At 69.7% G+C, this 20,103-nt stretch carries 18 protein-coding genes; 1 reads left to right on the top strand and 17 read right to left on the bottom strand.

The genetic code is table 11. The features are described from left to right. Positions 1–81: 81 nt before the first annotated feature. From ftsA to MKK88_RS02810, 10 genes are all read right to left on the bottom strand, one after another. Complete coding sequence (gene ftsA / locus MKK88_RS02855; RefSeq protein WP_243997079.1) at positions 82–1,404, bottom strand: cell division protein FtsA; 1,323 nt, start codon at positions 1,402–1,404, stop codon at positions 82–84. 52 nt (positions 1,405–1,456) lie between these two features. Further along, positions 1,457–2,401, bottom strand: a complete 945-nt coding sequence (locus MKK88_RS02850; protein WP_243997078.1) for a cell division protein FtsQ/DivIB — start codon at positions 2,399–2,401, stop codon at positions 1,457–1,459. Then, complete coding sequence (locus MKK88_RS02845; protein WP_243997077.1) at positions 2,368–3,291, bottom strand: D-alanine--D-alanine ligase; 924 nt, start codon at positions 3,289–3,291, stop codon at positions 2,368–2,370. The genes MKK88_RS02850 and MKK88_RS02845 overlap by 34 nt, the downstream gene beginning before the upstream one ends. Before the next feature lie 38 nt (positions 3,292–3,329). After that, complete coding sequence (locus MKK88_RS02840) at positions 3,330–3,686, bottom strand: type II toxin-antitoxin system PemK/MazF family toxin (protein ID WP_243997076.1); 357 nt, start codon at positions 3,684–3,686, stop codon at positions 3,330–3,332. Then, positions 3,673–3,906 carry an AbrB/MazE/SpoVT family DNA-binding domain-containing protein gene (locus tag MKK88_RS33710; RefSeq protein WP_279602036.1) on the bottom strand — a complete coding sequence of 78 codons (234 nt, stop codon included), beginning with the start codon at positions 3,904–3,906 and terminating at the stop codon, positions 3,673–3,675. The genes MKK88_RS02840 and MKK88_RS33710 overlap by 14 nt, the downstream gene beginning before the upstream one ends. Before the next feature lie 30 nt (positions 3,907–3,936). After that, complete coding sequence (gene murB, locus MKK88_RS02830) at positions 3,937–4,869, bottom strand: UDP-N-acetylmuramate dehydrogenase (protein ID WP_243997074.1); 933 nt, start codon at positions 4,867–4,869, stop codon at positions 3,937–3,939. Then, the gene (locus MKK88_RS02825; RefSeq protein WP_243997073.1) at positions 4,866–5,342 is read right to left on the bottom strand and encodes a DUF559 domain-containing protein; all 477 of its coding nucleotides are present in this window, start codon (positions 5,340–5,342) and stop codon (positions 4,866–4,868) included. Before MKK88_RS02825 ends, murB begins: the two co-directional genes overlap by 4 nt. A 66-nt stretch (positions 5,343–5,408) precedes the next feature. Next, positions 5,409–6,815, bottom strand: coding sequence for a UDP-N-acetylmuramate--L-alanine ligase (gene murC, locus MKK88_RS02820; protein ID WP_243997072.1), 1,407 nt, complete (start codon positions 6,813–6,815; stop codon positions 5,409–5,411). A gap of 50 nt (positions 6,816–6,865) precedes the next feature. Further along, positions 6,866–7,975 (bottom strand): undecaprenyldiphospho-muramoylpentapeptide beta-N-acetylglucosaminyltransferase, encoded by a 1,110-nt coding sequence (gene murG / locus MKK88_RS02815; protein WP_243997071.1) that lies wholly within the window; start codon positions 7,973–7,975, stop codon positions 6,866–6,868. After that, the gene (locus MKK88_RS02810; protein ID WP_243997070.1) at positions 7,972–9,138 is read right to left on the bottom strand and encodes an FtsW/RodA/SpoVE family cell cycle protein; all 1,167 of its coding nucleotides are present in this window, start codon (positions 9,136–9,138) and stop codon (positions 7,972–7,974) included. The genes murG and MKK88_RS02810 overlap by 4 nt, the downstream gene beginning before the upstream one ends. 254 nt (positions 9,139–9,392) lie before the next feature. Between MKK88_RS02810 and MKK88_RS02805 the strand changes: the two genes are divergently transcribed. Further along, on the top strand, positions 9,393–10,868 hold the full coding sequence (locus tag MKK88_RS02805; RefSeq protein ID WP_243997069.1) for a PAS domain S-box protein: 1,476 nt from the start codon (positions 9,393–9,395) through the stop codon (positions 10,866–10,868). Positions 10,869–10,875: 7 nt separating this feature from the next. On the opposite strand, the gene murD is transcribed toward MKK88_RS02805, so the two are convergent. The 7 genes from murD to rsmH all read right to left on the bottom strand — a co-directional run bounded on the left by murD (position 10,876) and on the right by rsmH (position 19,936). Then, on the bottom strand, positions 10,876–12,240 hold the full coding sequence (gene murD / locus MKK88_RS02800) for a UDP-N-acetylmuramoyl-L-alanine--D-glutamate ligase (RefSeq protein WP_243997068.1): 1,365 nt from the start codon (positions 12,238–12,240) through the stop codon (positions 10,876–10,878). 204 nt (positions 12,241–12,444) lie between these two features. Further along, positions 12,445–13,530: a phospho-N-acetylmuramoyl-pentapeptide-transferase gene (gene mraY / locus MKK88_RS02795; protein WP_243997067.1), complete on the bottom strand. Its 1,086-nt coding sequence runs from the start codon at positions 13,528–13,530 to the stop codon at positions 12,445–12,447. An 88-nt stretch (positions 13,531–13,618) separates the two neighbouring features. Further along, positions 13,619–15,070 carry a UDP-N-acetylmuramoylalanyl-D-glutamyl-2,6-diaminopimelate--D-alanyl-D-alanine ligase gene (locus MKK88_RS02790; RefSeq protein WP_243997066.1) on the bottom strand — a complete coding sequence of 484 codons (1,452 nt, stop codon included), beginning with the start codon at positions 15,068–15,070 and terminating at the stop codon, positions 13,619–13,621. 18 nt (positions 15,071–15,088) lie between these two features. Then, positions 15,089–16,549, bottom strand: a complete 1,461-nt coding sequence (locus MKK88_RS02785; RefSeq protein WP_243997065.1) for a UDP-N-acetylmuramoyl-L-alanyl-D-glutamate--2,6-diaminopimelate ligase — start codon at positions 16,547–16,549, stop codon at positions 15,089–15,091. A 10-nt stretch (positions 16,550–16,559) separates the two neighbouring features. Continuing rightward, a complete protein-coding gene (locus MKK88_RS02780; protein WP_409566610.1) occupies positions 16,560–18,419 on the bottom strand; it encodes a peptidoglycan D,D-transpeptidase FtsI family protein in 1,860 nt (619 codons plus the stop codon). A 45-nt stretch (positions 18,420–18,464) separates the two neighbouring features. Beyond that, positions 18,465–18,878 carry a hypothetical protein gene (locus tag MKK88_RS02775; protein WP_243997063.1) on the bottom strand — a complete coding sequence of 138 codons (414 nt, stop codon included), beginning with the start codon at positions 18,876–18,878 and terminating at the stop codon, positions 18,465–18,467. Continuing rightward, the gene (gene rsmH / locus MKK88_RS02770; RefSeq protein ID WP_243997062.1) at positions 18,875–19,936 is read right to left on the bottom strand and encodes a 16S rRNA (cytosine(1402)-N(4))-methyltransferase RsmH; all 1,062 of its coding nucleotides are present in this window, start codon (positions 19,934–19,936) and stop codon (positions 18,875–18,877) included. The genes MKK88_RS02775 and rsmH overlap by 4 nt, the downstream gene beginning before the upstream one ends. Positions 19,937–20,103: the final 167 nt, after the last annotated feature.

Raw genomic sequence — 20,103 nt, 5'->3', positions numbered from 1 at the left:
CTCGCTAACTGTGCTGTCCGTGCGACGCCGGGGCGCCGGATTCCCTTGTGATACCCCCGCCCGGACGGGCGGGGGTGAAACCTAGAAGCTGTCCCGGAGCCAGCGGCCGACCCGGTTCAGGTAGTTGTCGGTTCCGGTCGCCGCGAAGGCGCCGTGCCCCCGCGGCTCGAAATGCTCGGCATGGGCGACCTGCGGGTAGACCAGCAGGCCGACCGCCGCCGAGAAGGCCGGGCCCTTGGCGGCCTCCGGCAGGCCCCGGATGCCGAGGGGCCGACCGATCCGCACCTGTCCCTGGAGGACGCGGCGGGCGACCTCCGGCAGGCCGACGAGCTGGCTCGCACCGCCGGTGAGCACCACCCGCCGGCCGGCCTGCGCGGCGAAGCCCGCCTCGCGCAGCCGGTCCCGCACCAGCTCGATCACCTCCTCGACGCGTGGCTTGATGATCCGCACCAGCTGCGAGCGCGGGATGTGGGCCGGGGCCTCGCCCTCGTCCTCGCCGACCCCGTGGACCGCGATCATGTCGCGGTCGTCCGACGGGGTGGACAGGGCCGAGCCGTAGAGGGTCTTCAGCCGCTCGGCCGCCGCCATGCGGGTGGAGAGGCCGCGGGCGATGTCCATGGTGACGTGGTGGCCGCCGACCGCGACCGCGTCCACGTGGACGAGATGCCCGCCCGAGAACACGCCGACGCTGGTTGTGCCGCCGCCCATGTCGACGACGCAGACGCCCATCTCGGCCTCGTCGTCGACCAGCGCCGACAAGCCGGCCGCGTAGGGCGTGGCGATCACGGCCTCGACCCCGAGGTGGCAATGCTCAACCGCCAGCATGACGTTGCGGGCGGCCGCCAGCTCGCTGGTGACGACGTGCAGATCGACGCTCAGCGCCTCGCCGATCATGCCCGAGGGATCGATCACGGCGCCCTGGCCATCGAGGGCGTAGCCGGTCGGCAGGGCGTGGAGCACGGCCCGGCCCGGGCTGACGCCGTGGGCGCTCGCGGTCTCGAGCACCCGCTCGACATCGCTGCCCGTGACGGTGCCGGAGCGGACGTTCACCCGCGCCTGGAAATGCTGCGAGGCGAGCCGGCCGCCCGACATGTTGACGATGACCGACTGGACCTCGACCTTGGCCATCCGCTCGGCGGCGTGGACCGCCTGACGGATCGCCCCCTCGGCGGCGGCGAGATCGACAATGGCGCCGCCCTTCAGCCCGAGCGAGCGCTGATGGCCGATGCCGATGATGCGCGCGAGGTGCGTGCGGCCGCGCAAGGTGGTGAGCGCCTCGGCGGGCTGCAGCTCGGCGATGAGGCAGACGACCTTGCTGGTGCCGATATCGAGCACCGAGAGCGTGGTCGAGCGTCGGGCCGAGAGCGGCTTCAAGCGCGGCGTGAGGCCGTGGTGGCTGTGCATTGACGCTACCGGACGCGAGGTGCGGGACGGGCGGAGATCGTGGTCGAGGTCATCAGCTGGCCGCGCCCTTCTTCTTCGCCTTCTGGGACTCCGCACGGGCGGCGGCCGCCTCCTCGGTCAGGCGCACCACGAGGCGGTCCCGCATGCGCAGGTCCACCGCGATGATGTCCTTTTCCAGGAGGCCGGCCTCGCGCTCGTACTTGACGAGGCGGGCGAGCGCGGCGGCCGGATCGGTCTCGGGCAGGCGCACGTCGACGCCGTCGAGCTTCAGGGTCCAGCGCCGGCCGGAGACGTAGGTGCCGGCCTTGATCCGCTCGGCCAGCGGACCCGCGGCGGTGATCAAGGCGAGGTATTCCGGCAGCTTGATGTTGGCGTCCTCGCCGACCACCAGGGGCAGGCTGGCGTAGCGGTCGTCCCGCATGGCGTCGATCACGGTGCCGTCGGCCGCGATGACGCTGAGCTCGCCGTTCTTCTGCCAGAGGGCGGCGGGTTCGCGCTCCACCTGGGTGATGGCGATCTCGTTGGGATAGATCTTGCGGACAGAGGCCTGGGCAATCAGCGGCACGCGCAGCAGCTTCTCGCGCACCTCGGCGACGTCGAGGAACGGGACCGAGGAGCGCCAGTCGATGCCGGCGGCGGCGAGCACCTCGCGCTCGTACATCCGGGAAATGCCCGAGATGGTGACGCGCTCGACGCCGAAGCCGAGGACCCGCGCGGCGATGTCGAGGGGTCGGCCCTGCTCGGCCACGAAGGAATCGTAGCGCCCGCTGGCCACGAACCCGGCCAGCGCAAAAGCCGCGAAGGTCATCGAGACGGCAACCGTCCCAGTCCCCCGGGACAGGCGTGCGCCCAGGCGCTGACCAGAGCGCGCACGGCGAACCGATGCCGGCGCGCGGGACGGAAGCCGTCCCCGCACGGCCTCGGCGAGGCGTGCGGGACCGCTCCGGCCGGCGGCGTCGCCGCTCAGCGATTCAGGGAAGCGTCCTCCACCATCCATCGGACGAGCTCACCGAAACTCAGGCCCGCATGGGCCGCCATATCCGGCACAAGGCTCGTCTGGGTCATGCCGGGTTGCGTGTTGACCTCCAGAACCACGAGCCGCCCGGTACCACCCGGCGTATCGTCGAATCGAAGGTCGGCACGGCTGACGCCCCGGCAGCCCAGTGCTTGATGCGCCGTTAACGCCAGTTCTTGGACACGCTGGTAAACATTTGGTTTAAGTTCGGCCGGCAGCACGTGCAGCGAGCCTCCCGGGGCGTATTTCGCGTCGTAGTCGTACCAGTCCCCCGTGGCGGCCTTCACCTCGATGACACCAAGGGCCTTGTCGCCCATCACCCCGCAGGTCAGCTCGCGGCCCGCTATGTAAGGTTCTGCAAGGACTTGCTCGCCGAAGGTCCAGTCCTCGGAGGCCAGGATCTGGGGCGGGTGCGAGCGGCCGTCGCGCACGATGATCACGCCCATAGAGGAGCCCTCTGCGTTGGGCTTCACCACGTAGGGTGGTGGGAGAACGTGTGCCCTGGCGGCCTCAAGACGGTTAACGAGGCGGCCCTCCGGCACGTCGATGCCGGCGGCGCGCATGACCATCTTGGCCTTCTCCTTATTCATGGCGAGGGCCGAGGCGAGGACGCCGGAATGGCTGTAGGGGATCTTCAGGATCTCCAGCAGGCCCTGGATCGTGCCGTCCTCCCCGTCCGGGCCGTGCAGCGCGTTGAAGGCGACGTCCGGCCGAAGTGCGCTCAGCACCGCGGCGATGTCGGGCCCGACATCGACACGGGTGACCCGGTAGCCCTCCCCTTCGAGGGCGTCGGCGCAGGCCTTGCCAGAACTGAGCGAGACCTCCCGCTCGGCGGAGGTGCCGCCCAGGAGGACGGCGACGTGCTTGGACATGATAGGCTCCAGGGCGGGCAGAGGGCTGAAAGATCGGCTCATGCCGGGCCGATCAGGCTTCGGATCGTGGTGTAAACCTGCGCGGCGGTATCGGCCGGCAGTGTCCCGACGCAGCGCAGGATCCGGGTCGGTTCGATACAGGCCATCTTAAGTGGGCGGATCACAGAGGCGACGCCGAGGCCTGCAGCAGAATAATCCTCAATCGGCACATCGCCGGCGACGCGCGCGTTGCGGGCACTCGTGATCATCGCGATCCACACATAGCCGGCCGCGGCGACGGCCGCTCCTGACACCACGACGGCTGGCCTCCGCTTCTCGGCAAGGCGGTCCGAATAAGGGAAGGGCACCACCACGACCGTGCCGGTTGCCAGGTTCGGTTGCTCAGAGGTCGGCATAGTCTTCATCGTCGATCGGGCCGGCCCATTCCGTGAAGGCGACGAACGGGTCCTCGCCCTCCGGGGGGGCCTTATCGATACGGATGCCGTCCGGCGTGATCCGGTAGCGCAGACGATCGCCGGGCCGAATGGACAAGCGCTCGCGCACCTCCGGCGGCAGAACCGTTTGGCTTTTGACGGAGACCTTTGAATAGGCGGTCGTGGAAGCCCGATCCGGCATGCACCAGAGCCCTGTCGCTTGGCTTACATCTTACTGACTTACGGACGTTGAGCCAATTCCAATCCTGCGGATCTCCCAGCGCAGCTCGGCCCCGCTGGTCTCCCGCACCCGTCGGCGAACCTCCTCACCGAGACCTTCGATATCGGCCGCGGTCGCGCCACCGGTGTTGATCAGGAAGTTGCAGTGCATCTCGCTGACTTGCGCCCCACCGCGGGTCAGCCCCCGGCAGCCGGCGGCGTCGATGAGCTGCCACGCCTTGCCGTTTACCGGGTTGGCGAAGGTCGAGCCCCCGGTGCGCTCGCGGATCGGCTGGGCTGCCTCCCGGGCGGCGGTGACCCGCTCCATCTCGGCCTCGATGGCGGCGCGGTCGCCGGGCTTCCCGCGGAACAGGGCCTGGGTGAAGATCACGTCCTCCGGCGCCTCCGAATGGCGATAGGAGAAGCCCATCGCGGCGTGGCTGAAGGTGCGCAGCGCGCCCCGGCGGTCGATGCCGGTCGCTTCGATCAGCACGTCGGTGGTCTCGCCGCCATGGGCGCCTGCATTCATGCGCAGCGCGCCGCCGATCGAGCCCGGGATGCCGCGGTAGAAGGCGAGCCCGTCGAGTCCGGCTTCGGCGGCGGCCTTGGCGAGGCGCATGTCGGGCACGGCGGTGCCGACCGCGAGAGTATCACCATCGACCGCGATGCTGCCGAAGGCTTTCCCCCCTAAGCGCACCACCACGCCCGGCACGCCGCCGTCGCGGACGATCAGGTTGGAGCCGAGCCCGATCACCGTCACCGGCACGTCCGGTTCGAGAACGGCGAGGAGGCGCGCGAGATCCTCCTCGTCGGCCGGGGTGAACAGCACCTCGGCCGGTCCGCCGACGCGGAACCACGTGAGGTCGGCGAGCGGCTGATGGCTGAGCAGGCGCCCGCGGAGATCGGGCGCGGCGGCGCGGATGCGGTCGTGGAGGGATGCGGTCATGGGTGTTTCTCCCCTCGCCCCGCTTGCGGGGAGAGGGCTCCGGCGACCTTGTCGTCGCCGGAGCGAGGCGGCAGCCGAGGGTGAGGGGGCGGCTCCGGCTGTGACTCGACCGGAGCCGCCCCCTCACCTTCGCCCTTCGGGCTCGCCGCGCCGACGACGGGGTCGTCGCAGCCCTCTCCCCGCGCGCGGGGAGAGGGAGGAAGCGCAGCCGGGATGGTGTCCATGACACCGACGATGTTGTTCACGACCTCTGCGTTCCAGAATCGCAGGACGTGATAACCCTGCGCCACCAGCCAGGCGTCACGAACGCGATCATGTTCGCTGTCGGCATGCTGACCGCCGTCAAGTTCGATGATCGGTCGAAGATCCCGGCGGCAGACATCCGAGACGTAGCGGCCGATCGACTCCTGACAAACGAACTTGAACCCGGCCAAACGCCGGTCGCGCAGACGATACCAAAGGCAGCGTTCCACCTCGGTTTGCGCCTCACGCAGGCCCCGCCGGAACGCGTCCGTTCCGGATCGGCCGCGCGCATTCCCTCACCGCCCCCGCGCGGCGAGCTCATCCGGCAGGGCGTAGGCCCATTGGGTGATCGTGCCGGCCCCCAGGCACACCACGTAGTCGCCGGGCTTGGCCAGCTCCGCGATGATCCCCGCCAGCTCCTCCGGCCGCTCCAGCGCCCGCGCGTCCCGGTGGCCGCGGGAGCGCAGGCCCGCCACGAGGCTGTCGCGGTCGAACCCCTCGATCGGCGGCTCGCCGGCCGCGTAGACCGGGGCGACGATGACCGTGTCGGCATCGTTGAAGCAGGTGCAGAAATCGTCGAACAGCGATTGCAGCCGGCTGTAGCGATGCGGCTGCACCACGGCGATCACCCCGTGCTCGGTCGAGGCCCGGGCGGCCTTGAGCACCGCCTTGATCTCCACCGGATGGTGCCCGTAATCGTCGAAGATCGTGGCGCCGTTCCATTCGCCGGTGCGGGTGAAGCGCCGCTTCACGCCACCGAACCCGGCCAGCGCGTTGCGGATTGCTTCGGGCTTTACGCCGAGCTCGTGCGCCACCGCAAGCGCCGCGGTGGCGTTCAGGGCGTTGTGCTTGCCCGGCATCGGCAGCACGAGATCTTCCATCTCCATCCGGTAGCCGGGGCGACGGTCTCGGATCATCACCCGGAAGCGGCTCTGGCCGCCGCGCAGATCCACGTCGATGAGGCGGACATCGGCCTGCGGGTTCTCGCCGTAGGTGATGATCCGCCGGTCCTCGATATGGCCGACGAGGTCCTGCACCACCGGGTGGTCGGTGCACATCACCGCAAAACCGTAGAACGGGATGTTGTCGATGAAGCGCCGGAACGCGTCCTTGACCGCCTCGAACGAACCGAAATGGTCGAGATGTTCGGGATCGATGTTGGTCACGATCGCCACGTCGGCGGGCAGCTTGAGGAATGTGCCGTCGGATTCGTCGGCTTCCACCACCATCCACTCGCCCTCGCCCATCCGGGCGTTGGTGCCGTAGGCGTTGATGATGCCGCCGTTGATCACCGTCGGATCGAGGTTGCCGGCATCGAGCAACGTGGCGACCAGCGAGGTGGTCGTGGTCTTGCCGTGCGTGCCCGCGATGGCGACGCAGGACTTGAAGCGCATCAACTCGGCCAGCATTTCGGCCCGCCGCACCACCGGCAATCGCCGCTCGCGAGCGGCCTGCAGTTCAGGATTGTCGCGCCGGATCGCCGTTGAAACGACGACGAGGGCCGCTTCTTCGACGTTCTGAGCGTCGTGTCCGACGAAGGTGCGCATGCCCTTCTCGGCGAGCCGCCGGACATTGGCGTTGTCGGAGGCGTCCGAGCCCTGCACCGTGTAGCCGAGATTGTGCATCACCTCGGCGATCCCGGACATGCCGATGCCGCCGATGCCGATGAAGTGGATGGGGCCGAGCTTGTCGGGCAGCTTCATGGGTCGAACCGTGTGGTGGCGGGATCGCCGGTGCGAGAGCCCTCAGGGAATCAGGTGCGGGCGGCCGTCTCGACGACGACCTCGGCGAGCCGCTCGGCGGCATCGTGGATGCCCGCGCTTCTGGCCGCATCGGCCGCCGCGGTCAATTTTGCCGGCGTCGCGAAGCAGGCGGTCAGGTCCGCGGCGAGGCGGTCCGGGGTAAAATCGGCCTGCTTGACCGCCCACGCCGCGCCGATCGCGGCGAGCGTCGCGGCGTTGGCGGCCTGGTCCTGATCGAGGGATCCGGGCAGAGGCACGAGGATCGCCGGGCGGCCGATCGCCGCCAGTTCCGAGACCGTCGAGGCGCCAGAGCGGCCAACCACCAGGTGGCTCGCGGCCATGCGGGCCGGCAGGTCCTTGAAGAACGGCGCCGCCTCGATCCCGGCGAGCCCCATCGCGAGATAGCGGTTTTGCACCGCCGTCAGGTCCTCGGATCGGACCTGTTGGACGAGGTGCAGCCGGGCGCGCAGGGCATCGGGTAGCCGGGCGATCGCTTCTGGCACGACCTCGCCCATCACCCGGGCGCCCTGGCTGCCGCCGAATACGAGGAGCCGCAGGACATCCCCGGCGCCGAAGGCGGGATAGGCGAGCTTGGCGGCCTCGATAACGGCCGGGCGGAGCGGGTTGCCGGTGTGAATCCGGGGCGCCTTCGCCTTGTCGGGGACGCCGCGCACCTCTTTGAAGCCTGTGGCGATCGTGCGGGCACCGCGCGCCAGGAAGGCGTTGGCCCGGCCCATCACGGCGTTCTGCTCGTGGAGAATCGTGGGCACGCGCAGGATCTGGCCGGCAAGAACCGGCGGCACGCTCGGGTAGCCGCCGAAACCCACGATGGCGGCCGGGTTGATCCGCCGGATCTCCTTCGCGGCGACGCCGAAGCCGCGGCCGAGCGTCAGTACGGCGCTCGCCCGCTTCAGGGGCGAGCGGCCGGAGGGTGTCGCCGAGGCGATCGTCACCACCTCGGAGGCCGGGAACTCGGACGCGATGGAATCGACCCGGGCGTCGGTGGCGAGGGCGACCCGGATGCCGCGGGCCCGTAGCGCATGGGCGAGGCTCTCGGCCGGAAAGAGGTGGCCGCCGGTGCCGCCCGCACAGAGCAGGATCGTGGGGGTGAAGACCGTCACCGCATCACTCCGGCGACGGTGGCGGGGGCGGTGCCGGGTGGCTTCTGGCTGAGCAGTACGCTGCGCGGGCGCTTCCGGGTCAGGGCGACGAGGAAGCCGGTGCCGAGCGCCAGCGAGATCAGCGAGGAGCCGCCGTAGGACACGAAGGGCAGTGTCATGCCCTTGGCGGGCATGAGCTGGGTGTTCACTGCCATGTTGATGCAGGCCTGCAATCCGAAGAGGGTCGTGAGGCCGGTGATCGCCAGCCGCGAGAAGGTGTCGTCGGTGCGCCGGGCGAGCTTGAGGCCGCGCAGCACGATGAAGGCGAACAACGCCACGAGGCAGAGGCAGACGATCACGCCGAACTCCTCGCCGGTGACCGAGAAGATGAAGTCGGTGTGGGCGTCCGGCAGGTGGCGCTTGGCCACCCCCTCCCCCGGGCCGGTGCCGAACCAGCCACCCGAGCGGAACGATTCGCGCGACCAGAAATCCTGGAAGCCGCCGCCGGAATCCTTGTCGAGGAACTTGTTGAAGCGCTCACGCACGTGGTGGAAGAACATGTAGGCCGCAAAGACGCCTCCCAGGCCGAGCACCCCGAGCATCGCCACCCAGATCAGGTGCAGGCCGGCCACGAAGAACAGCGCGCACCACACCATGGTAATCAGCATGGTCTGGCCGAAATCGGGCTGGAGCAGCAGCGGCACGATGGTGATCGGCAGGAGCAGCAGGGCAAGGATGCCCCCCGGCATGTCGCGGCGCTGCGCGCCCTCCGAGAATGCCCAGGCGGCCACGACCACGAAGGCCGGCTTGACGAATTCCGACGGCTGCAGGCCGAAGGAGCCGAATTGGATCCACCGGTGCGCGCCCTTGATCTCGGGACCGAACTTTCCGGCCAGCAGGCACAGGGCGACGCCGCAGATCCACGTGACCAGGGCGAGCCGGCGGATGCCGCGCAGCGACAGGAACGAGACCGCGCAAATCAGCAGGATGGTCGGCGCGAGGTACATCGCCTGCCGGTTCAGGAAGTAGAAGGTCGGCAGGCCGATGCGCTCGGCGACCGGCGGGCCGCCGCCCATCAGGAAGACGAGACCGGCGACCATCAGCGCGAACAGGGCTGCCAGCAGACCGCGGTCCACCGTCCACCACCAGTCCGTCAGGGGGGTACGTTCCGCGCGTGACATCATGCCGGGCGACGACTCCAGGCCGCACGGACGACGATCCGCGCGGGTCGGGCCGGACTCTGTGGGGGAATGGTAAACGGAGGCTTATGGCCGGGCCTCTCCGGATCGATCGCAGCCGGCGTTGATCACACTTACCAACTTGCGAATACTTACCTGAAGATACGCGATGTTAATTTTGATCATGCAACTTCCGGATGTACCTATCCGGCGGCGCGGCAGCTCAAGCGTCCGGTCCGCCCAGCGGAAATCGACGCGCCATGTTCAAGTCCCTGTCCGTTCGTGAAACTCAGGCCAAGCTCGCGGCCCTCGACCGGGTCCAGGGTGTGATCGAGTTCGATCTGAGCGGACGGATCCTCACGGCGAACCAGAACTTCCTTGATGTCGTCGGCTATACGCTGCCCGAGATCGTCGGCCAGCACCACAGCCTGTTCATGGATCCGGCCCAGCGCGACTCCGACACGTATCGGGCCTTCTGGGAGCGGCTGCGCACCGGTGCGTTCGAGACCGGTCAGTTCCAGCGGGTGGGACGCGGCGGCCGCCCGATCTGGATTCAGGCCTCCTACAACCCGATGCTCGACACCCGCGGACGGCCGTACAAGGTGGTGAAGTTCGCCACCGACATCACCCGGCAGCGGACCGAGGAAGCCGACCGGGCCGGCCAGATCGCGGCGATCGACAAGGTTCAGGCGGTCATCGCCTTCGACCTCGATGGCACGGTGATCGACGTCAACGACAATTTCCTGACGGCAATGGGGTACGCCCGCAGCGAGGTCGTCGGGCAGCATCACAGCCTGTTCGTCGAGCCCGGCTACCGGGACAGCGAGGCCTACAGGGCGTTCTGGGCGGCCCTGCGCAACGGATCCTATCAAGCGGCGCAGTTCCGCCGGATCGGCAAGGGCGGGCGCGAGGTCTGGATCCAGGCCTCCTACAACCCGATTCTCGACGCGGCCGGGCGTCCGTACAAGATCGTGAAGTTCGCCACCGACATCAGCGAGCAGGTCCGCCTGCTGGCGGACCTGCGCACACTCATCGACCGCAATTTCGGAGAGATCGAGCAGGCGGTGGGGCATTCGACCCAGGCGGCCGCGCTGGCCTCCTCGGCCGCGGATTCGACCGCCGGCAACGTCCAGACCGTGGCGGCCGCCGCCGAGGAACTGGCGGCATCGGTCGCCGAGATGTCCCAGAGCATCGTCCGGTCCCAGGGCGCCACCGACACGGCCTATGCCTGCGTCCAGGACGCCGACGCCCATACCAAGCGTCTCGCCGATACCGCGACCGCAATGACCGGCATCGTCGGCCTGATCCAGAACATCGCCGGCCAGATCAATCTGCTGGCACTCAACGCCACGATCGAGGCGGCCCGGGCCGGCGAGGCCGGCCGCGGCTTCGCGGTGGTGGCCTCCGAGGTGAAGGCGCTGGCCGATCAGGCGGCCCGCGCCACCGGTCAGATCAACGGCGAGATCGCCAGCGTTCAGCGGGTCTCACAGGAGGTCGTGGAGGCGCTCGGCTCGATCGGTGCCTCGGTCTCGGTGATGCGCGAGACCGTGGTGGCGACGGCCGCCGCCATTGAGGAGCAGAGCGCGGTGACCCGCGACCTCGCCGAGAATATGCAGAGCGCCTCCGGCGCGGTCACGGCAATCACGGGCAATATCGGCGCGATCGTGCAATCGGTGGCCGGTGTCTCGCAGGCGGTGGGAACGACCCGCGAGGCCGCCAAGGTGCTGGCGCGCTGAGTGCCCGTCAGGGCAGCGCCTGCACCAGATCGCGGAACCGGTTGCCGCGGACCTCGAAGTTCGGAAACTGGTCGTAGGAGGCGCAGGCCGGAGAGAGCAACACCACCGGTTCGGGGGCACCCGAGGCGGCGGCGTTCTCGGCGGCCTTCGGGACCGCGAGGTCCAGTGTCTCGCAGCGGGTGTAGGGTACGGCGCCCTCAAGCGTCGCCGCGAAGGCGTCCGAGGCTGCGCCGATCAGGTAGGCGTGGGCGACCCGCTCGAAATACGGCACCAGCGGGAAGATTCCGCCATCCTTGGCCTTGCCGCCGAGGATCCAGTGGATGTCCCGGAAGGCCAGGAGCGCCTTCTCGGTCGAATCCGCGTTGGTCGCCTTCGAATCGTTGACGAACAGCACGGGGCCGCGCCGCCCGACCTCCTCCATCCGGTGCGGCAGGCCCGGGAACGAGGCGAGCCCCGCCTGGATCTGCTCGCCCGACAGGCCGAGAGCCCGCGCGACCGCGACGGCCACCGCGGCGTTCTGCCAATTGTGGGCGCCCCGGAGCGAGCCGATCCCGTTCACCTCGGCGAGCGCCGTGCCGTCGGGATCCCGGACGATCCCATCCCGCACCGTCAGGGCATCGGTGGCGAGCACCTCGCCGTGGGGGACGTGTACCCGCACGAGATCGGCGCTGCGCCGTTCGGCGATGGTGCGGCTCGACGCGTCGTCGACGCCGACCACCGCCAGACCCGCCCCCTGGATGAGCCGTTCCTTGATGGCGGCGTACTGCTCCATGGTGCCGTGGCGGTCGAGATGGTCGGGGGTGATGTTCATCAGCACGCCGATGCTCGGATCGAGGCTTGGCGTCAGATCAATCTGGAAGGACGACATCTCGATCACGTGGACCCGCCCGGCCGAGGGCGGTTCCAGCGACAGGATCGCGGTGCCGATGTTGCCGCCCATCTGAACGTCGCGGCCTGCCTGGGCGAGGACGTGGGCGATCAACGCCGTGGTGGTCGACTTGCCGTTGGTTCCGGTGATCGCCACGAACGGCGCCCCCGGAGCCTGCGCCCGACGCTCGCGGCAGAACAGCTCGATGTCGCCGATAATCTCGACGCCCGACTCCCGGGCGCGGCGGACGCTCCAATGCGGCTCGGGATGGGTCAGGGGGACGCCTGGGCTCAACACCAGGGCGGAGAGGCCCGACCAGTCCATTGCGCCGAGATCCGCGATCGTGATTCCCGCTTCCTCCGCGCGGGCCCGGCTGCCGGCATTGTCGTCCCAGGCCCGCACATCCGCTCCGCCCGCCTTCAGCGCCGTCGCGGTGGCGAGACCGGAACCGCCGAGGCCGAACAGGGCGACGGTCTTGTCCTGGAAGACGGTGACGGGGGTCATGCGAAACTCTGGATGCGGCAACCAATCCGGCCAATCCCACCCTCACCCGCATCCTGTGGTGATCGCGCAGCAAGCCTCGACGGAGGGCTCCAGGGATCTTTGCGCCGGCTGGAGGACTCCTTCGAGGCCTCCGCTACGCCGCGGCACCTCAGGATGAGGGCGCGAATAGGATCGCCCGCTCGTATCGCCTGTCTATCACAAGTATCAGCGCAGCTTCAGGGTCGCCAAGCCGGCCATCGCCAGGATCACCGCGATGATCCAGAACCGGATCACCACCTGGGGTTCCTTCCAGCCCTTCTGCTCGAAATGGTGATGGATCGGCGCCATGCGAAACACGCGCTTCCCCGTCAGCTTGAACGAGGCGACCTGGATGATCACCGACATCATCTCCAGCACGAACAGACCGCCCACGATCGCCAGGACGATCTCGTGTTTGGTCGCCACCGCGATGCTGCCGAGCAGGCCGCCCAGCGCCAGGGAGCCGGTATCGCCCATGAAGATCTGGGCCGGCGGCGCGTTGAACCACAGGAAGCCGAGGCCCGCCCCGATCACCGCGCCGCAGACCACGGCGAGTTCACCGGTGTCCCGGACGTAGTTCACCTGCAGGTAGCTCGCCGTGAACGAATTGCCGACGAGGTAAGCGATGAACCCGAAGGTGCCGCAGGCGATCATCACCGGCACGATGGCGAGCCCGTCGAGCCCGTCGGTCATGTTCACGGAATTGCCCGCGCCGACGATCACGAAGGCACCGAACAGGGGATAGAACCAACCGAGGTTCAGGAGCGCGTCCTTGAACACCGGGAAGGCGAGCTGGTTCTGCAGCGCCGCGGGGGAATAGACCGCGATGGTCACGCAGGCCGCGAGCGCGATCGTCGCCTCAAGCGCTAGGCGGAACTTGCCCGAAAACCCCTTGTGCGACTGCTTCGTCACCTTGAGGTAGTCGTCGTAGAAGCCGATCGCCCCGAACCCGAGGGTGACGGTCAGCGTAACCCACACGTAGTGGTTGCGCGGGTTGGCCCAGAGCAGGATCGCCACCACGGCGCCGGCCAGGATCATCAACCCGCCCATGGTCGGGGTGCCGCGCTTGGTCAGCAGGTGGGTCTGCGGCCCGTCCTCGCGGATCGGCTGGCCCTTGCCCTGGCGAATGCGCAGGAGCGAGATGATCCAGGGCCCGAACCAGAACACGAACAGGCCCGCCGTAAACAGCGCGCCGCCGGTGCGGAAGGTAATGTAGCGGAACACGTTCAGCGGCGTGAAGCTGCCGCTCAGTTCCGAGAGAAGATACAGCATCCGGGCGCTCGGCCCCTTCGTTCAGGCGAGGGTTTCAGGGAGCGGCACCGATCGTCTTGGACGCTCGGCCGCATCGATCATGGGCCGATCATGGGGCCGTCGCGAGGGCGCGCCGCGCCGGGTCGACCGCGTAGCGGGCTTTCAGCGCCTCGACAATCCGGCCCATGCGGCTGCCGTTCGATCCCTTGATCATGACGGCGTCGCCGGGCCGCAGGATCCGCGCGAGCGGCTCGATCAGGTCGGCGGCGGTATCGGCGACGCCGCCGCGACGGCTCACCGGCAGCGCCTCGAACAGGTGGCGCGTCAGGGGGCCGGCCGCGAAGACGAGGTCGATGCGCGCCGCCTCGATCGCCCCGGCGAGGCCCCGGTGAAGATCGGGGGCGGCGGCGCCGAGTTCGAGCATGTCGCCGAGCACGGCGATGCGGCGCCCGCGCGGCCCGGTCTCGATGCCGGCGAGGGTCGCCAACGCGGCGCGGACCGAGGCGGGGTTCGCGTTGTAGCTCTCGTCGACGAGATAGGCGGAGCCGCCGTCGATCTCCAACGCGGTGCGCGCCCCGCGCCCGACGGGCGGCGACAGCGTGCTGAGCGACAGCGCCGCCCGGGCGAGATCGGCGCCGAGCGCGTGGATCACCGCCATGACACCCAGCGAGTTGAGCGCGGTGTGCCGCCCGGCGGTTCCCAGCTTGTAGGTCACGGGCGCACCCATCACCACCGCGTCCACCACCGACAGGTCAGGGCGCAGCACGATCCGCTGGGCGCGAACATCCGCCTCCGGGTGCTCGCCAAAGCTCACGATCCGTCCGGCCCGGGAGGCCTGCGCGTGGGCGACGAGACGGTCGAAATGCGGGCCGTCGCGGTTGATTATGGCGACGCCCCCGGGCTGGACCCCGGAAAAGATCTCGCCCTTGGCGTCAGCGATGGCGGCGAGCGAGGCGAAGTGCTCGATATGGACCGGCTCGACTGTGGTGATCAGCGCGATGTCGGGCCGGACCTGGGCGGTGAGCGGCACGATCTCCGCGCCGTGGTTCATGCCGATCTCGAACACGCCGTAGCGGGTCGCCGCCGGCATCCGGGCGAGCGTCAGCGGCACGCCCCAGTGGTTGTTGTAGGACGCCGCCGAGGCGTGGGTCTCGCCCTGCTCCGACAGGACGTGGCGCAGGGCTTCCTTGGTGCCGGTCTTGCCGACGGAGCCGGTCACCGCCACCACCTGCGCCTTGGTCCGGGCGCGAGCCGCCGCGCCGAGGCGGATCATCGCCGTCAGCACCGGATCCTCGCCCGCCTCCGGCACTGCCAGCAGGGGGCCGTACGCCGCAAGTGCATCGGCGCGATCCTGGCGTACGATTGCGGCCCCGGCCCCGCGCCCGAGGGCGTCGGCGACAAAGTCGTGGCCGTCGCGCGCCTCGCCCCGGATGGCGAAGAACAGGTCGCCGGGCTGAAGCGTCCGGGTGTCGATCGAGGCGCCGCCGATCGGCCGACCGGCGCCGATCAGGCGGCCGCCGGTGGCGGATTCGAGCTCCTCGCGGGTCCAGAGTGCGGTCATGGTCAACCCTCGTCGCCGTCAGGCGGCCGCGTCGGCGATGGCGCCACGCAGGACCGCGTGGTCCGAGAACGGCAGGGTGCGATCCCCCACGATCTGGCCGGTTTCATGACCCTTGCCGGCGACCACCAGCACATCGCCGGGTCCGAGGCGGCCGACGGCGGCGCGGATCGCCGCCTCCCGGTCGCCGATTTCCTCGGCCCCCGGAGCCGCCGCCAGGATGGCCCGGCGGATCGCGGCAGCCTCCTCGGTACGCGGGTTGTCGTCGGTGACGATGACGACATCGGCGAGGCGCTGCGCGATGGCGCCCATCAGCGGACGCTTGCCCCGGTCGCGGTCGCCGCCGCAGCCGAAGACCACGACCAGCCGGCCCGACGCGAAGGGGCGGAGCGCGGTCAGCACGCTCTCCAGCGCCTCGGGCTTGTGCGCGTAATCGACGAGGCAGAGCCCGCCCCGCACCTCTCCGATCCGCTCCATGCGGCCCGGAACGCCGGTGAGGTGGTCCAGAGCCGCGAAGACGCCGTCCGGATCGGCCGCGCCCGCCGGAGTTGCGAGGGCGAGTCCCGCCGCCACGAGGGCGTTCTCGACCTGGAACTCGCCGACGAGCGGCAGCCGCAGCGTGCGGGTGCGCGCGCCATCGATCAATCGGACCGCCTGGGCAAACCCCTCCGTCCGGACGGACTCGACCCGTAGATCCCGGCCGGCGCGCCCGATGGTGCGGACGGGCCGCCCGGCGCCGGCGGCGGCGGCGATCACCCGGTCGGCATAGGCCCCATCCACATTCACGACGGCCGGGCAGCCCGGCGGCAGCAGGTCGGTGAAAAGACGAAGCTTGGCCGCAAGATACTCCTCGATGCTCGCGTGATAGTCCAGGTGATCCCGGCCGAGATTGGTAAAGCCCGCCGCGATGAGCCGCACGCCGTCGAGGCGGCGCTGCTCGATCCCGTGCGAGGACGCCTCCATGGCCAACTCGGTCACGCCCTCATGGGCGAGCCGCGCCAGAGTCTCGTGCAGCGTCACGGGATCCGGCGTGGTGAGCGAGCCGTATTGCGCGCCCCGGTTGGTCACGATCCCGACCGTGCCCAGGCTCGCCGCATCGCGGCCGAGGCGCGCCAGAATCTGGCGGACGAAGTCGGCGACCGAACTCTTGCCGGCCGTGCCGGTTACCGCCACCACAGTTTCCGGCTGCGACCCGGCGAACCGCGCGGCGGCGAGCGCGAGCGCGCGTCTGGCATCAGCCACCGCGACCCAGGCGACCGCCTCCGGCAGATCCCCCGGGCGCGCGCCCTCCCCGGCCACCGCCACGGCGCCGCGATTGGCCGCCTGGGCGGCGAACCGGCGCCCGTCGGCCTTGGTGCCCGGCACGGCCACGAAGACCGTGCCGGTGGCGACCTGCCGGCTGTCGGCGGTCAGGCCCATCACCGCCAGATTGGCGGCCGGACCGGAGGCCTCCGGAAAGAGATCGGCGAGCCGGGCCGTCATGCCACCCCCCTCACGGGCCGCCGAGCTGGTTGACGTGGTAGGCGTTGAGCTTGACCATCTGGGGGAACGGACGCACGGGCGGCTCGAATTGCGGCGGCAGACCGAGGATCGGCGCCACGCGCTCGATCACCTTGCCGGTGACGACGCCCGAGTTCCAGGCCGCCGTCGCGTAACCGCCCGATTCCGGCAGACCCTGTGGCTCGTCCATGATGGTGACGAACAGGTATTTCGGATCGTTCATCGGCGCCGCCGCCATGAAGGTCGTGAACAGGCGGTTGTGAATATAGCGGCCGCCGATCACCTTCTCGGCGGTGCCGGTCTTTCCGCCGACGAAGTAGTACGGGATCGCCGCCTTCTTGGCCGAACCCTCGGTGGCGTTCAGCCGCATGATGTAGCGCATCGCCTCGGAGGTCTGGGCCGAGAGGACGTGCGTCGCCTTGGCCTTCGCGTCGTCGGTCGTGGTCTTGAGGAAGGTCGGGTTGATGAGATCGCCGCCGTTGACGATGGCGCCCACCGCCATTGCGGCTTGAAGGGGTGCCACCGCGATGCCGTGGCCGAACGCGATGGTGATCGTGTTGATCTCGCTCCACCGCGACGGGACGATCGGCGCCGCGCTTTCGGGCAGCTCGGTGCGTAGCCGGTCGAGCAGACCCATCTTCCGCAGGAAGGCCTTATGACCGGGCACGCCGACGCCGAGTGCCATCTTGGCCGACCCGATATTGGAGGAGTGCGTGAACACCTCCGGCATGGTGATGACGCGGTTGGTGCCGTGATATTCGTGGATCTTCTGGCGACCCCAGTTCAGCACGCCACCGCGGGTGTCGAAGGTCGAGTTGACGTTGTACTTGCCGGATTCGAGCGCCATGGCGAGGGTCATCGCCTTGAAGGTCGATCCCATCTCGTAGACGCCGACATTCATGCGGTTGATCCGGTCGGGCGAGAGCGCGTCCTTCGGATCGTTCGGGTCGAAATCGGGCATGGAGACCAGGGCGATGACCTCGCCGGTCTTCACGTCCAGGATCATCGAGGCGCCGGCCTTGGCCTTGAAGTGATCGATGCCCCAGGCCAGCTCGTCGCGCACGGCGAACTGGGCGCGCAGGTCGATCGAGAGCTGGACCGGCTTCAGGTCGGCCTGCTTGTTGATCAGGCCGAAGCTGTTGAGCGCCTGAATGCCGGTGGAATCGATGTACTTCTCGATTCCAGCGATGCCGATGCCGTCGAGGTTCGTGGCACCCAGGATGTGGGCGGCCGCGACGCCGTTCGGGTAGACGCGCTTGTGGTCGGGCAGGAAGCCGATGCCCGGGATGCCGAGCCGATGAACCTCGGCCTGCTGCTTCGGGGTCAGCTCGCGCTTCACCCACACGAAGCCCGCGCCGCTGCGGCCTTTGCGCGAGGACAGCTTGGCGCGCAGTTCCGAGGCGTTGAGTTCCGGCAGGACCGCGGTGAGCAGCTCCACCGCCTCGTCCTTGTCGTAGATGTTGCCGGGCTCGGCGAAGACCGAGACCGTGCGGATGTCGGTCGCCAGGATCTCGCCGTTGCGGTCGACGATGTCGGGCCGGAAGGCCGTCGAGGAGGCGGCCGCGACCCGGTGCTCCTGGCTCGGCGGGTCGCCGAAGATCGCCATCGCCAGGAGCTTGGCCGAGATCGTCCCGAACACCCCGACGAAGACCAGCCCGACGAGGGCCACGCGCATGTGCGACCGCTCGATGGCGAGCCGGAACATGCTGCGCAGGAACACCTTGGCGCGGTCGGCCCGCGGTTCCGGCGGCAGCGCCTCCTCGGGGATCGGGCGCGGGGCAGCCGCAGCATGGGCCAGAGCGGCGGCTTCGAGCAGCGCGGCCTCGTGTTCCGAAACCTCGGTCTCGGTCACCGGCGCGGCGTCCAGGATCTGATCGGTGTCTTCGGACACGGGTGACTACCTCGAAGCCGTCGTCGGGGTGCGGGTCGTGGTCACGGTGCGGGTGATCGCGCCGGTGGTGCGCGGCTCGGGTCCGCCCTTGTCCTTGGGGGTCGCTGTCGCGGCGAGCAGACGGCCGATCTCGTCGCCGCGCTCCTGCCGGGCCGGCAGATCGGACAGGCGCGCGAGGTGGCTGGTGCCGATCGGCTCTAGGGCGAGGTGCTTGTCGACCGCCGCCTGCAGCCGGTCCGGCCGGGTCAGAAGCTGCCATTCGGCCCGCAGCACGGCGATGGCCTGCCGCTCCTTGTGCAGGGCCGTCTGCAGCTTGGACACCTGACCGCCCTGGTAAACCGTGTCGTACTTGATCGAGTAGGCGTAGATCGCCGAGGCCACGAGCCCCACGACCGCCAGCAGGTTGAGGAGGCGGATCATCGGCGGTGGCCCCCGCGGGCGGCTTCGGGAAGGCTCGCGAGCGCGGTCAGCGCCGCCAGCGGCTCCGGCACGTCGGATTCCGTGCGTTCCGCGGCGCGGAGCTTGGCCGAGCGGGCGCGGGGATTGCGCGCGGTCTCGGCCTCGCCCGGCAGGACCGGCCCCTTGGTGACGAGGCTGAAGCTGCGTACGGCCTCGACGGGCGCCCCCGGCAGGTGGCGCGAGCCGTGGGCCGAACGGCCGCTGCGGGCGGCGAAGAACTGCTTGACGATCCGGTCCTCCAGGGAATGGAACGTCACGACGGCGAGCCGGCCGCCGGGCCGGAGCACCCGCTCGGCCGCGTGCAGCGCCCGCACCAGCTCGCCCAGCTCGTCGTTGACGGCGATCCGCAGGCCCTGAAAGGTCCGCGTGGCCGGGTGGATGTGGCTCCCGGGCTCGGCCCGGACGACGCCCGCAACCAGCTCAGCGAGTTCACCGGTCGTCTCGATCCGGCCGCGGCGGCGGGCCTCATGGATTGCCCGGGCCACGGCCCGGGAACGCCGCTCCTCGCCATAATGGTAGATGATGTCCGCCAGCACCGTCTCGTCGGCCTCGTTCACGAGATCGGCGGCGCTGGGGCCGTCCTTACCCATGCGCATGTCGAGGGGACCGTCGTTGCGGAACGAGAAGCCGCGCTCCGGCGCGTCGAGCTGCATCGACGAGACGCCGATATCGAGCACGACATGATCCGCCTGCGCCTCGCCCACAGCGCGCAGGAGGGCGTCCAGATCGCCGAACCGACCGGGTACCAGTCGGAGGCGTCCCCCGAATGCGGCGACCAGGGGTTGACCCGCGGCGATCGCACTCGGGTCGCGGTCGATGGCGATGATCTGCAGGGCGGGATCGCGATCGAGCAGCGCGCGCGTGTAGCCGCCGGCTCCGAACGTGCCGTCGATGGCGAGGCCGCCCTCGGTCCGCAGTGCCGCTGCGACCTCGTCGAGCAGGACGGGGATGTGCGGCGCTGCAGCGCAGGACTCCGCTGCCGGACCCGGCACCACCGGCAAGGGACGCCGCCGGTTCATGCGCGCCTCGGCGCAGCGGCGCGGCCGGTGGCGAGATGGCGGCGCGGTCCGGAAATCCGGACGCGGATGCGGCTCAAGCGTCTCATGGTGCCCTGGGCCGGGCCGCACGCGGGCGGCACACGTGACGGGAACGGCACCGGATGCGGTATGCGCAAAACGCCGCGCAC

The organism is Methylobacterium sp. E-005, from assembly GCF_022829725.1.
Lineage (GTDB): Bacteria > Pseudomonadota > Alphaproteobacteria > Rhizobiales > Beijerinckiaceae > Methylobacterium.
The sequence above is the reverse complement of the archived record's forward strand: the minus strand, read 5'-3'. Positions and strand labels throughout refer to the sequence as shown.